This is a genomic window from Pseudomonas oryzihabitans (genome assembly GCF_001518815.1).
Lineage (GTDB): Bacteria > Pseudomonadota > Gammaproteobacteria > Pseudomonadales > Pseudomonadaceae > Chryseomonas > Chryseomonas oryzihabitans_E.
Window position 1 is genome coordinate 1,741,458 of the sequence record NZ_CP013987.1, and the last position, 12,446, is coordinate 1,753,903.

Here is a 12,446-nt window from a genome sequence, read left to right on the forward strand (position 1 = left end):
GAGCCGACGAAGGGCAGTCTGCCTGGAAACGAAGCGACCAATGGTCATGGGGCACCAGTCCGGTGCACTTTTTTATGCGGTATCGCTCGTTGGTGCCCTACGCTCGATACCTGACCACCTGGACAGGATATTGCTTGCTCAAGGCATCTGTTACCGCCATGCGAGGCCCGCCATGCCATCTCTCGACATCATCATCGCCGGTGCCGGCATGGGCGGCCTTACTGCCGCCCTGGCGCTCGGTCAGGCCGGGCATCGGGTCCGCCTGTTCGAGCGGGCGCAGGGCCTGGCCCCCATCGGCGCGGCTCTCTCCATCTGGCCAAACGGCGTCAAGGTGCTCGAATGCCTCGGCCTCGGACCGGCTATCGCGGCGGTGAGCGGCGATATGCAGACCATGAGCTATCACGATCGCGAGGGGCGTTTGCTCACCCGCTTCAGCCTGCTGCCTCTCTATAAGGCGGTTGACCGCCCGGCGCGTCCCATCGCCCGCGCCCACCTGCAGCGACTGTTACTGGACGCCGTGGGGACCGAACGGGTGACCCTGGGCGTCGCTTGCGAGGATTTCGCACAGGACGCGGACGCCGTGACCGTGCAGCTCAGCGACGGTCGTCGCGAGCGAGCCGATCTGCTGATCGCCGCCGATGGCACCCACTCGCGCTTGCGGGATCGGGTGGTGGGGCAGGCGATCACCCGGGAATACTGTGGCTACGTGAATTGGAATGGCCGGGTCGCCATCGCGCCGGAGCTGGCGGACGAGCACGAATGGGCGCAATTCGTCGGGGATCACCAGCGCGTCTCGCTGATGCCCATGGGCGGCGGCGAATTCTATTTCTTCTTCGATGTGCCCCTGCCCAAGGGCACGCCCAACGAGCGCGATCTGTACCGCGCGGAGCTGGCCGCGCACTTCGCCGGCTGGGCACCGCCGGTGCAGCGCCTCATCGAGCGCCTGGATCCTCAGGGCGTGGCTCGCGTGGAAATCCACGATACCCGTCCGCTGCCGACGCTGGTACGGGGACGGGTGGCCTTGCTGGGCGATTCCGCCCATGCCATGGCGCCGGATCTGGGGCAGGGCGGTTGCCAGGCCATGGAAGACGCCTGGGTGCTGGCGCGGTGCCTGGAGGCAGACGCCGATCCGCGCGTGGCACTCCAGGCCTATGAGCAGGCGCGCCTGGAGCGGGTCGCCGGGATCGTCGAGCGAGCGCGCAAGCGCTGCGAGATCACCCATGGCCACGAGCCCCTGGCCACCCAGGCCTGGTACGCTGAATTGGCCCGCGAAACCGGGGAGACGGTGATCGCCGGCCTGCGCAAGACCGCCGATGGCGGCCCGCTGTGAATTAGCCCTGGCCCACGGTGACGATTGGCAGTGCCGGGGGTCGAAAAGCCCACGTCCTCGTCGGAGAGTTAGCCCATGCGTCTGCGTCTCGCCCTGACCCTCGCCAGCTTCGCCATCGCTCCGCTGGCCTTCGCCGCCGATGGCGGCTGCCCCTATCCGCAAACGGTGAAATTCGCCGGACCCAACTGGGAAAGCGGCATGTTCACCACCGAGGTCCTGCGCCTGCTGGTGGAGAAGGGCTACGGTTGCCAGACCGACAGCGTGCCGGGCAATACCGTGACGCTGGAAAACGCCCTGGCACAAAACGACATCCAGGTCACCGGCGAGCAGTGGGCCGGGCGCAGCCCGGCCTGGCGCGCGGCGGAAAAGGCCGGCAAGGTCTTTGCCGTGGGCGAGACGGTCAAGGGCGCCACCGAAGGCTGGTGGGTGCCGGAATACCTGGTCAAGGGCGATCCCGCTCGCGGTATCAAGGCCAAGGCGCCGGATCTGAAGAGCGTGGCCGATCTGCCCCGCTATAAAGAGCTGTTCCGCGATCCGGAAGAGCCAGGCAAGGGCCGCTTCCTCAACTGCCCGACCGGCTGGACCTGCGAGATCGTCAACAGTCAGAAGCTCAAGGCCTACAAGCTCACCGACAGCTACACCAACTTCCGCACTGGCACCGGCCCTGCGCTGGACGCCGCCATCGCCACTGCCATGCGCCGCGGCGAGCCGGTGCTCTTCTACTATTGGTCGCCGACCCCCTTGATGGGCCGCTACAAGCTGGTTCAGCTGGAAGAACCGCCCTTCAGCGAGAAAGCCTGGGCGACGCTGTCGGATCCCAAGAACCCCGATCCACTGCCATCGCGCTCGCTGCCGGCCAAGATCACCATCGGCGTCTCCCGCGACCTGCATGACAAGGCGCCAGCTTTGGTGGCGCTGTTCGAAAAGGTCGAATTCCCCCTCGACCAGTTCAACGGCATCCTCGCGGGCATGGCGGAGAAGCGTGAAGACGCCCAGGTGGTGGCCAAGCGTTTCCTCAAGGAGCATCCGGAGGTCTGGACATCCTGGCTGCCGGCGGAAAACGCCGAGCGGGTGAAGGCGGCGCTCTAAGTGCAGTGATAGAGGATAATGGCGGTTTTCCGTACTGGAGCCGCCCATGACCGTTGCCGCCCTTACCATGTACGTCGAGCCCGCCGAGGTGCGCGATGCCTATCGCCAGCTCGCCGAGGCCGTGGCACTACGCCTGGGGACGACGCTCGAACCTGCGCCCGAAGAGCTGCCTGCGCTCTGGAGCCATCCCGAGCTGCTGCTGGCCCAGACCTGCGGCTATCCCTGGGCCACCCGACTGCGCGGCCAGGTGCGCCTGGTCGCTGCGCCGCGTTACCGCTTCGATGGCTGCGAAGGCGCCGAGCATTGCGCCTTCATCCTGGTACCCGAAACCCTCGAAGCGAGCAGCCTCGCGGACCTGCGCGGTAAGCGCGTGGCGCTCAACAGCCTGGATTCCAACACCGGCATGAATCTCCTGCGCCAGGCCGTGGCCCCCCTGGCCGAGCGCGGGCGCTTCTTTGGCGAAGTGATCGTCAGCGAGAGCCATGCCAACAGCCTGGCGCTGTTGCAGCAGGGGCACGCCGACGTGGCCGCGGTGGACGCCGTGACCTATGGCTACCTGCAGCGCGCTGAACCCGAGCGAGTGGCCGGTCTGCGCCCGCTGCAGCGTACCCGCTGGAGTCCGGCGCTGCCCTTTATCACCGCGGCCAGTCGCTCCGATGCGGAGGTTCAGGCTTTGCGTGAGGCACTAAGCGACAGCCTGGCCGCCGATCCCGAGCTGGCCGAACGCCTCGCCATCGAGGGCTTCACCGCAGTAGACGAAGCGACCTATCTGCCCCTGCTGGACTGGCGCCGCGAGGCGTTGGAGCAGGGCTATCCGGTGATTGCGTAGGTTGGGATGAGACAGCGCCATCATCGAAGCTCAAACATGAAGGATCCAGGCCTGGCACCGTTGCTGCCGCGTTCCGACCCATCGCGGCCATGGGCCGCTCCTACGGGACAGCATGCCTCTGTAGGAGCAGCCCATGGCCGCGATGAGCGTCGTAGGTTGGGTTGAGACGGCTCTATCGTCGAAGCCCAAACATGAAGGGGCAGGCCTGGCACCGTTGGCGCTGCGTTCCGACCCATCGCGGCCATGGGCCGCTCCTACAGGAGAGCATGCCTTTGTAGGAGCGGTCCATGGCCGCGATGAGCGTCGTAGGTTGGGTTGAGGCGGCTCCATCGTCGAAGCCCAAACATGAAGGGACCAGGCCTGGCGCCGTTGCTGCGGCGTTCCGACCCATCGCGGCCATGGGCCGCTCCTACGGGACAGCATGCCTCTGTAGGAGCGGCCCATGGCCGCGATGAGCATCGTAGGCTGGGTTGAGACGGCTCTATCGTCGAAGCCCAAACATGAAGGGGCCAGGCCTGGCACCGTTGGCGCTGCGTTCCGACCCATCGCGGCCATGGGCCGCGCCTACGGGACATCATGCCTTTGTAGGAGCAGCCCATGGCCGCGATGAGCATCGTAGGTTGGGTCGAGACGACTCCACAGTCGAAGCCCAACATGTGGACTCCGCCCTTTGGGCTTCGCTGCCCTCGACCAACCTACGCTGGCACTCCCTCCTGTAACCGCCGAAACTCCATCAGGTCATGGCTGCAGAACAGTGTCAGCCCCAGATCCTGGCGCAGGGAGAGTTCGCGCAGGCGGGCCTGGTTGTCCAGGCGGCTGGCGCGGTCGTCTTCCATCAGGCGCTGGTAGAACCTCAGGCCCGGCGTGCAGTGACGCTCGGGGCGGCCCATCTCGTCGCGGTAGAAGTAGGCGTCACCGGCGTGCAGCAGCCAGCCGCCCTCATGCTGGATGGCGATGCCGGCATGGCCCGGGGTATGACCGGGCAGCGGGATCATCAGGATCTCCGGCGGCAGCCCAGGCAGGTCACGCACGCTGGCGAAGCCGTTCCACTGCTCGCCCTGGGGTTCATGGAAATTCCAGTGGCGGATCCCTTCCCACTGCGCCGGGCTGTAGCGACGGCGGCCGATGAAGCCGTGGCGCTGGCGCTGGGCGTCCCACTCACGCTGGAGCACATGGACCTGGGCCTGGGGAAAGTCATCCAGGCCGCCCGCGTGATCGAAGTCCAGGTGGGTCAGCACGATATGGCGAACATCGCCCGGACGAAAACCCAGGCGGCGAATCTGCGCCAGGGCGCTGAGCTCGGGGTCGTACTGGATGCGATTCATCAGCCGGAAGAAGGGACTCAGCCGCCGACCGCGCTCCTTGAGGTCGGCTTCACCGAAACCGGTATCCACCAGCACCAGACCGGACCGGTCCGTCTCCACCAGCAGGCAATGGCAGGCGAGGTGCGCGGCGAGGCCACGGCTGAAACCGTCGTACAGTGCCCCACCCAGGGGGCACATGCAGCCACAGTTGAGGTGATGGATACGCATGGTGGGCTCCGTGAGAATGTTCTCCGGTAGAAGAGGCGAGGGCGGACAAAGTTCGAGCGCAACGGCCGTCCGCTCAGGCGACCCTGCTGGCGCTGATGCTTGCCAGCAAGGGCCGGCAGGCCTAGGGTGGCGACGATCAATCGACCGGAGCACGACTCTTGGGTAGCGACAGCCAGGCGGGCGCCGCCGTCTATTCGCCTCTTACCCTGCGCCTCTACGACGCCTGGGTACTGGGGATTTCCAATCGGTACGCCTGGGGCTGTCCCACCGGCGAGGTCCTGCTGCCGTTCTTCCGCCAGCACGTCGGTCGACGTCATCTCGAGGTGGGCGTGGGCACCGGCTACTACCTGGCCAAGGCGGATCTGCCGGCCGACACCGAGGTCACCCTGCTGGATCTCAACCCCGCCAGTCTCACCGCCGCCCGCGCGCGTCTAGGGCGTCTGGCCCGAACCCTGCGCCACGATGTGCTGGAGCCGCTGGACGCTGCGGTTGGCCCCTTCGATTCCATCGCCCTGTTCTATCTGCTGCACTGCCTGCCGGGCAGCCTGGCGCAGAAGGGGCGGGCGTTCGCCCAGCTCGCACCAGTACTGGCACCCGGTGGCGTGGTATTCGGCGCCACCATCCTGGGCGACGCCGCGGGCCACAACGGCTTTGGCCAACGGCTGATGACCCTGTACAACCGCAAGGGCATCTTCGGCAACGCGGGCGATACCCTGGCGGATCTCGAGCGTGAGTTGCGTCGGCATTTCGTCCAGGTCGAGTTGCGCCAAGTGGGTCGGGTGGCGCTGTTCAGCGCCCGTGAGCCCCACGCAGGCAGTGCCAGAGCCTTCGGCTGAACCCTGAGCCTTCGGCGCTGACCAAGGTAGGATCGCCAGCGGAACGGCTCTGCCGTCCTGGCCCTCCCAGTGCAGACGGAGCCTCTCATGCCCACAGCCTTTCCCCGCCGTTCCCTCCTGGCCGCCGGCCTCTCCCTTGGCCTGCTGGCCGCCGGCACTGCCCAGGCCGACAGCTGGTGCGCCAGCAAGCCGGTGAAGTTCGCTGGGGTGAACTGGGAAAGCGGCATGCTGCTCACCGAATTGATGGGCTTCGTCCTGCAGCACGGTTATGACTGCAAGGTGGACAGCATCCCCGGCAACTCCATCACCCTGGAGCAAGCCCTGGGCAACAACGACATTCAGGTATTCGCCGAGGAGTGGATCGGCCGCAGCGAGGTCTGGAACAAGGCCGCCGCAGCTGGCAAGGTGGTTGGCGTAGGCGCCCCTATCGAAGGCGCCACCGAGGGCTGGTACGTGCCGCGCTACCTGGTGGAGGGCAAGGGTGCCAAGGCGCCCAACTTGAAGAGCATCGCCGACCTGGGTCAGTACGCCGAGCTGTTCCGCGATCCGGAAGAGCCGGGCAAGGGCCGCTTCTATAACTGCCCGGCCGGCTGGACCTGCGAATTGGAAAACACCCAGATGCTGCAGAGCTATGGCCTGAGCGACAAATACACCAACTTCCGCCCCGGCACCGGGCCGGCGCTGGACGCTGCCATCGTCTCGGCCACCCGGCGCAAGCAGCCGATCCTCACCTACTACTGGTCGCCGACGCCGCTGCTGGGCCGGGTCGATATGGTGCAGCTCAAGCCGCGCGACGGCGAGGAGAAGCACATCCAGGTGCAGGCCGGACTCTCCAAACCCTTCCACGACGGCGCCCCTGAACTGGTCGCCGTGCTGAGCCGCGTCAATGTGCCCATCGACCTGCTCAACCGCACCCTGGCCGAACAGGCCGAAGCCAAGCAGGACGCGCCTGCCGCCGCCAAGGCGCTGCTCAAGGCCCATCCCGAACTCTGGCAGGCCTGGGTGACCGACGCGGCAGCGCGCAGCAAGATCCAGGCGGCGCTCTAGGATGTTTCCCGAAGGCCTGACCTTTTCCTTCGCCGACGCCGTCAATCGCGGCGTCGACTGGCTGGTGACCCGCTACGGCGATGTCTTCCGCACCGTCTCCGACACCCTGCTACAGGCCATCGTCTGGCTCGAAGGCCTGCTGCGCAGCACCCCCTGGTGGGCGCTGTTGCTGATCGTCGCGGCCCTGGCCGCCCATGCCACCCGACGGGTACTGCCGACCCTGCTGATCACCGGCCTGCTGTTCCTGGTCGGTGCCCTGGGGCTGTGGGACAAGCTGATGCAGACCCTGGCGCTGGTGCTGGTGGCCACCGCCATCGCGGTGATCATCGGCATACCCCTGGGCATCCTCTGCGCCCGTAGCGCTCGCCTGCGCCTGGTGCTGATGCCGCTACTGGACATCATGCAGACCATGCCCAGCTTCGTGTACCTGATCCCGGTGCTGATGCTGTTCGGCCTGGGCAAGGTGCCGGCGATCTTCGCCACGGTGATCTATGCCGCACCACCCTTGATCCGCCTCACCGATCTGGGTATCCGCCAGGTCGATCGCGAGGTCATGGAAGCGGTCAACGCCTTTGGCGCCAGTCGCTGGCAGCAGCTGTTCGGCGTGCAGTTGCCGCTGGCGCTGCCGAGCATCATGGCCGGCATCAACCAGACCACCATGATGGCGCTGTCCATGGTGGTGATCGCCTCCATGATTGGCGCCCGCGGCCTCGGTGAGGAAGTGCTGGTTGGCATCCAGACCCTGGACGTGGGCAAGGGCCTGCAGGCGGGCCTGGCCATTGTCATCCTGGCCGTGGTGATCGACCGCATCACCCAGGCCTACGGTCGTCAGCGCCACGAGGTGGAGCGATGAAAATCGTCGTCGAACGGGTCTCCAAGATCTTCGGCAAGCGCGAACAGGCGGCCCTGGCCTTGCTCCGCGAGGGGCATGACAAGGCCGAGATCCTTGCGCGCACCGGTTGCGTGGTGGGCGTGGACGACCTGTCCCTGGAAATCGCCGAGGGCGAGATCTTCGTCATCATGGGGCTGTCCGGGTCCGGCAAGTCGACCCTGGTGCGTCACTTCAACCGGCTGATCGACCCGAGCAGCGGGCGCATCCTCATCGATGGCCAGGACATCCTGCAACTGCCGCTGCCGGCGCTGCGCGAGTTGCGGCGTCAGCGCATCAGCATGGTGTTCCAGAGCTTTGGCCTCTTGCCGCACCGACGGGTGCTGGACAACGTCGCCTACGGCCTCAAGGTCCGCGGCGAGCCCAAGGCGGTGTGCCGGGAACGGGCATTGCACTGGCTGGAGGTGGTCGGCCTGGCCGGCTACGAGGGCAAGTGGCCGCATCAGCTCTCCGGTGGCATGCGCCAACGGGTCGGCCTGGCCCGCGCCCTGGCCGCGGATACCGAGATCATCCTGATGGACGAGGCCTTTTCCGCCCTCGATCCGCTGATCCGTGCCGAGATGCAGGAACAACTGCTGGAACTGCAACAGCGGCTGCACAAGACCATCGTCTTCATCACCCACGACCTGGACGAGGCACTGCGCCTGGGCAATCGCATCGCCATTCTGCGCGATGGTCGCCTTGTGCAGGTGGGTACTCCCGCGGACATCCTCGGCCAGCCGGCCGACGACTACGTGGCCCGCTTCGTCCAGCGGCGCACCGCTGCGACAGTTTGAAACAATTGTGGCAGAGGCCTTCACGAGCATTTCACAGGCGTGACGCTCTGATGGTGAGACCTGCGGCCTGACCCTGTCAGGCCTTTCTCTTCCCACTGGAACCGCGCCGCAATGGACTATCTGCTACAACTCGCCGCTGACCCTACCGTCTGGGCCGCGCTGGCCACCCTGATCGTGATGGAGGTGGTGCTCGGCATCGACAACCTGATCTTCATCTCCATCCTGACCAACAAGCTGCCTGTCCACCAGCAGCAGAAGGGCCGTCGCATCGGCATCAGCCTGGCGCTGGTCCTGCGTCTGGGTCTGCTCGGTACCGTGGCCTGGATCGTCCAGCTCACCGAGCCGATCATTGAGGTCTTCGGCAAGAGCTTTTCCTGGAAGGACCTGATCCTCATCGCCGGTGGCCTGTTCCTGTTGTGGAAGGCGACCAAGGAGATCCATCACAACGTCGACCCCGAGCCTGACAGCGCCCTGACCAAGGGCGGCGAGACGGCGACCCTGGCGTTCGGCTCCGCCATCGTGCAGATCCTCTTGCTGGACCTGGTGTTCTCGGTGGACAGCATCATCACCGCCGTGGGCATGACCGAGCACCTGCCGGTGATGGTGATCGCGGTGGTGGTGGCGGTGACCGTCATGTTGCTGGCGGCCGACCCCTTGGCCAAGTTCATCGACAGGAACCCCACTGTCGTGATGCTGGCGCTGGGTTTCCTGATCATGATCGGCATGACCCTGATCGCCGAGGGCTTCGGCGCCCATGTACCCAAGGGCTACATCTATGCAGCCATGGCCTTCTCGGCGCTGATCGAGGGTCTGAACATGCTGTCGCGGCGGGCCAAGCGTCGCCAGCAGCCAGCTGGCAAATGAGAAAAAGGCGTGCTGGAAGGCTTTGTTACATTCCGGCACGTCTATTGCTAACTATAACTCGAGAACCTAGGCACTATCGTTCTAGCCCCTTGTCATAGCAGCGTCACACGTGAGGTTTACAACTGAAGTCATGAACATACAAGCCCAAGCCCAGAACGCCATGCATGCCCTCAGCGCCGCCTTCGCGCCGATGAGCTGCGTCATCGACGCCCCCAGCAAGCGTGGTTTTTCCTTCATCGTCGTCAACGAGCATGGCGTGGCCAAGCACACCCGCCGGATCTACCGCGACGAATACAGCACCCCAAGCCGCCTGCAGGCCATCATCGATAGTACCCGTCTGGCCATCGCCGGCTGAGATTCAGCCGGCTTCCGCTTTACCCCTCCCGCTTTACCTTCTGCGCCCCACCCGAGCTACGGGTGTACCGGCGGCAGATACGCCAACGTTCCCCCCAACAGCCACAGCAGCACCAGCACCAGGGGTGCATGGACCAGCAGCTGCACGAAGGAAAAGCCGACCAGGTCGCGCGCCTTCAGCCCCAGCACGCCCAGCAGCGGCAGCATGTAGAAGGGATTGATCAGATTCGGCAGTGCCTCGGCGGCGTTGTAGATCTGTACCGCCCAGCCCAGGTGATACTGCAGGTCGTTGGCTACCTGCATCACATAGGGCGCCTCGATGATCCACTTGCCCCCGCCCGAGGGGATGAAGAACCCCAGCAGCGCCGAATAGACCCCCATCAACAGGGCGTAGGTGTCGTGGGTGGCGATCTGCGTGAAGAACGCGGCGATATGGTGCGCCAGAGTCTGGCCATCGGCGCCGTTGACCTTGGTCAGGATGGCGGCGATGGACCCGTACAGCGGGAACTGGATCAGCACCCCGGTGGTGGCCGGCACGGCCCGGGCCACGGCGTCGAGGAAATGCCGCGGCCGCCAGTGCAGCAGGGCCCCCACGCTGATGAACAGCAGGTTGTAGGTGTTCAGCCCGGAGATGGCCTCGATGGCCGGCTTGCTGGCGAATTCCTGTACCAGCCAGCCCGCAGCCAGCAAGACCAGCAGCACGATCAGGATCGGACTGTATTCGAGCCATTCGCCCGGACGGGTCGGCTTGTCGGCGGCCTTGGGTGCCGGGGTGACGTCGACGCCACAGGCGCGGGCATCGCGCGCGCTGTCCGGACCCGGTGCGGTGACATAGGCGATCACCGCCGAGACCACCAGCAGCACCAGCAGCAGGGCCCCGGATTGCCAGAGGAACAGCGTCTGGCTGAACGGGATTACCCCGGTAATGGCCAGGATCGACGGGGGCAGGCTGGCCGGGTTGGCCTGCAGCTGCGCCGCCGAAGACGACAGCCCCAGGGCCCAGACCGCGCCCAGGCCGAGGTAGGCGGCGGCACCGGCGGCGCGATAGTCCATCTTGAGTTCTTCACGTCGCGCCAAGGCGCGCACCAGCAGGCCGCCGAACACCAGGCTAAGGCCCCAGTTGAGCAGGGAGGCGAGCATGGCGACCAGGGCCACCCAGCACACCGCACCACGCCCGGTTCGGGGCACCCGCGCCAGCCGCTCGATCAGTCGCGCGGCCGGTCCGGAGCTAGCCACCACATAGCCGCCAATGACCACGAAGGCCATCTGCATGGTGAAAGGAATCAGGCTCCAGAAGCCATCGCCAAAGGCCTTGGCGGTCTTGGCTGCCGGCGCACCCATGCCAAGGGCGGCCAGGGCCACCACGGCCACGGCGAGCACGGCGAACACCCAGGAGTCGGGAAACCAGCGTTCGGCCCAATTGGAACAGGCCAGGGCGAATCGCGCGCTGCGCGAGTCGCGGGAAGGGGTGGTGGTCATGAGAGATCCTTTTGTTGTTGTTTTTTAGGGAAACATCGGCAGTAGCGTGGAAAACGGCGCAGCCTTTTCCACGCGTTGGGACAGGTGGGTAAGGCTGCGCCGTTACCCACCCTACGGCTTGCGTATTGAGACGTAGGTTGGGCTGAGACGGCTCCATCGTCGAAGCCCAACATGAGGGACGCGGCTTGGGATTTTTGGGCTTCGCTGCGCTTAACCCAACCTACGATTGCTACCGCCGCTCCACCGCCAATGCCACCCCCTGGCCGCCCCCGATGCACAGGGTCGCCAAGCCTCGACGCCCGTCACGGCGACGCAGTTCGTGGAGCAGGGTTACCAGCACCCGGCAACCGGAGGCGCCGATGGGGTGGCCTAGGGCGATGGCGCCGCCGTTGACGTTAACCTTCTCGTCATCCCAGCCCAGCTCCTGGCCCACCGCCAGCGCCTGGGCGGCGAAGGCTTCGTTGGCTTCGATCAGATCGACGTCGGCCAGCTGCCAGCCGGCTTTTTCCAGCGTCTTGCGGGTGGCCGACACAGGGCCGATACCCATGATCGCCGGGTCTACCCCGGCGCTGGCATAGGCGGCGATATGGGCGAGCGGCGTGAGCCCCAGGGCAGTGGCCTTGGCCGCACTCATCACCAATACCGCAGCGGCACCGTCGTTCAGGCTGGAGGCGTTGCCCGCGGTGACGCTGCCGTCCTTGGTGAAGGCCGGCCGGAGGCGCGCCAGCCCCTCGGCGGTGGTATCGGCGCGGATACCCTCGTCGGTGGCGAACAGCAGCGGCTCGCCCCTGCGCTGGGGAATGGAAATCGGCGTGATCTCATCCTGGAAACGCCCGGATTCCACCGCTGCCGCCGCGCGCTGCTGGGAGCGGGCGGCAAAGGCGTCCTGGGCCTCGCGGCTGATCTGGTACTGCTGCACCAGATTCTCGGCGGTCTGGCCCATGTGGTAGTCGTTGAAGGCATCCCACAGGCCATCGCTGAGCATGGTGTCGACCAGCTCGGCATGGCCCAGCCGCAAGCCGGCGCGCACCTTGGGCAGCACATAGGGCGCCAGGCTCATGTTCTCCATGCCGCCGGCGACGACGATCTCGGCGTCGCCGCAGCGGATCGCCTGGACGGCCAGTTGCACCGCCTTGAGGCCGGAGCCGCAAACCTTGTTCAGGGTCAGGGCCGGCACCTCGTGGGGCAGGCCGGCCTTGACCGCTGCCTGGCGCGCCGGATTCTGGCCGGCGCCGGCGGTGAGCACCTGGCCGAGGATGACTTCATCCACCTGCGCCGGGGCCACGCCGGTCTGCTCCAGCAGGGCGCGGATGACGGTGGCGCCGAGCTCCACGGCGGGCACATTGGCCAGCGAACCCTGGAAACTGCCGACCGCGGTGCGGGTGGCAGCGACGATGACGACGTCTTGCATGGCTGGGATC

General features: G+C 66.2%; 12 protein-coding genes. 9 read left to right on the top strand and 3 right to left on the bottom strand.

The genetic code is table 11. The features are described from left to right. Nucleotides 1–172: 172 nt before the first annotated feature. The 3 genes from hpxO to APT59_RS07880 all read left to right on the top strand — a co-directional run bounded on the left by hpxO (nt 173) and on the right by APT59_RS07880 (nt 3,248). Nucleotides 173–1,330: an FAD-dependent urate hydroxylase HpxO gene (gene hpxO / locus APT59_RS07870; RefSeq protein ID WP_059314341.1), complete on the top strand. Its 1,158-nt coding sequence runs from the start codon at nt 173–175 to the stop codon at nt 1,328–1,330. Nucleotides 1,331–1,405: 75 nt separating this feature from the next. Beyond that, nucleotides 1,406–2,419 (top strand): ABC transporter substrate-binding protein, encoded by a 1,014-nt coding sequence (locus APT59_RS07875; protein ID WP_059314342.1) that lies wholly within the window; start codon nt 1,406–1,408, stop codon nt 2,417–2,419. 46 nt (nt 2,420–2,465) lie between these two features. Next, the gene (locus APT59_RS07880) at nt 2,466–3,248 is read left to right on the top strand and encodes a phosphate/phosphite/phosphonate ABC transporter substrate-binding protein (RefSeq protein WP_059314343.1); all 783 of its coding nucleotides are present in this window, start codon (nt 2,466–2,468) and stop codon (nt 3,246–3,248) included. 695 nt (nt 3,249–3,943) lie between these two features. Here the strand turns inward: APT59_RS07880 and APT59_RS07885 are convergent. Then, nucleotides 3,944–4,780: an MBL fold metallo-hydrolase gene (locus APT59_RS07885; protein ID WP_059314344.1), complete on the bottom strand. Its 837-nt coding sequence runs from the start codon at nt 4,778–4,780 to the stop codon at nt 3,944–3,946. Nucleotides 4,781–4,938: 158 nt separating this feature from the next. On the opposite strand from APT59_RS07885, the gene APT59_RS07890 reads away from it, so the two are divergent. The 6 genes from APT59_RS07890 (at nt 4,939) to APT59_RS07915 (ending at nt 9,547) form a co-directional block, all read left to right on the top strand. After that, a complete protein-coding gene (locus tag APT59_RS07890; RefSeq protein WP_059314345.1) occupies nt 4,939–5,616 on the top strand; it encodes a class I SAM-dependent methyltransferase in 678 nt (225 codons plus the stop codon). Nucleotides 5,617–5,703: 87 nt separating this feature from the next. Then, nucleotides 5,704–6,663: an ABC transporter substrate-binding protein gene (locus APT59_RS07895; RefSeq protein WP_059314346.1), complete on the top strand. Its 960-nt coding sequence runs from the start codon at nt 5,704–5,706 to the stop codon at nt 6,661–6,663. A 1-nt stretch (nt 6,664) separates the two neighbouring features. After that, on the top strand, nt 6,665–7,516 hold the full coding sequence (locus APT59_RS07900; protein WP_059314347.1) for an ABC transporter permease: 852 nt from the start codon (nt 6,665–6,667) through the stop codon (nt 7,514–7,516). Beyond that, a complete protein-coding gene (locus tag APT59_RS07905; protein ID WP_059314348.1) occupies nt 7,513–8,328 on the top strand; it encodes a quaternary amine ABC transporter ATP-binding protein in 816 nt (271 codons plus the stop codon). Before APT59_RS07900 ends, APT59_RS07905 begins: the two co-directional genes overlap by 4 nt. Before the next feature lie 111 nt (nt 8,329–8,439). Continuing rightward, nucleotides 8,440–9,192 carry a TerC family protein gene (locus tag APT59_RS07910; RefSeq protein ID WP_059314349.1) on the top strand — a complete coding sequence of 251 codons (753 nt, stop codon included), beginning with the start codon at nt 8,440–8,442 and terminating at the stop codon, nt 9,190–9,192. 130 nt (nt 9,193–9,322) lie between these two features. Further along, nucleotides 9,323–9,547: a hypothetical protein gene (locus APT59_RS07915; RefSeq protein ID WP_059314350.1), complete on the top strand. Its 225-nt coding sequence runs from the start codon at nt 9,323–9,325 to the stop codon at nt 9,545–9,547. Nucleotides 9,548–9,603: 56 nt separating this feature from the next. Here APT59_RS07915 and APT59_RS07920 read toward each other — a convergent pair whose 3' ends face one another. Next, nucleotides 9,604–11,025, bottom strand: a complete 1,422-nt coding sequence (locus APT59_RS07920; RefSeq protein WP_059314351.1) for a short-chain fatty acid transporter — start codon at nt 11,023–11,025, stop codon at nt 9,604–9,606. Between the two features lie 229 nt (nt 11,026–11,254). Beyond that, nucleotides 11,255–12,436: an acetyl-CoA C-acetyltransferase gene (locus tag APT59_RS07925; RefSeq protein ID WP_059314352.1), complete on the bottom strand. Its 1,182-nt coding sequence runs from the start codon at nt 12,434–12,436 to the stop codon at nt 11,255–11,257. Nucleotides 12,437–12,446 lie beyond the last annotated feature (10 nt).

Bases quoted from the DNA above. Each gene is read 5' to 3' on its own strand.
- APT59_RS07905 (WP_059314348.1), top strand. From the start codon at position 7,513: ATGAAAATCGTCGTCGAACGGGTCTCCAAGATCTTCGGCAAGCGCGAA.
- hpxO (WP_059314341.1), top strand. From the start codon at position 173: ATGCCATCTCTCGACATCATCATCGCCGGTGCCGGCATGGGCGGCCTT.
- APT59_RS07920 (WP_059314351.1), bottom strand. From the start codon at position 11,025: ATGACCACCACCCCTTCCCGCGACTCGCGCAGCGCGCGATTCGCCCTG.
- APT59_RS07910 (WP_059314349.1), top strand. From the start codon at position 8,440: ATGGACTATCTGCTACAACTCGCCGCTGACCCTACCGTCTGGGCCGCG.
- APT59_RS07895 (WP_059314346.1), top strand. From the start codon at position 5,704: ATGCCCACAGCCTTTCCCCGCCGTTCCCTCCTGGCCGCCGGCCTCTCC.
- APT59_RS07880 (WP_059314343.1), top strand. From the start codon at position 2,466: ATGACCGTTGCCGCCCTTACCATGTACGTCGAGCCCGCCGAGGTGCGC.
- APT59_RS07925 (WP_059314352.1), bottom strand. From the start codon at position 12,436: ATGCAAGACGTCGTCATCGTCGCTGCCACCCGCACCGCGGTCGGCAGT.
- APT59_RS07875 (WP_059314342.1), top strand. From the start codon at position 1,406: ATGCGTCTGCGTCTCGCCCTGACCCTCGCCAGCTTCGCCATCGCTCCG.
- APT59_RS07900 (WP_059314347.1), top strand. From the start codon at position 6,665: ATGTTTCCCGAAGGCCTGACCTTTTCCTTCGCCGACGCCGTCAATCGC.
- APT59_RS07885 (WP_059314344.1), bottom strand. From the start codon at position 4,780: ATGCGTATCCATCACCTCAACTGTGGCTGCATGTGCCCCCTGGGTGGG.
- APT59_RS07915 (WP_059314350.1), top strand. From the start codon at position 9,323: ATGAACATACAAGCCCAAGCCCAGAACGCCATGCATGCCCTCAGCGCC.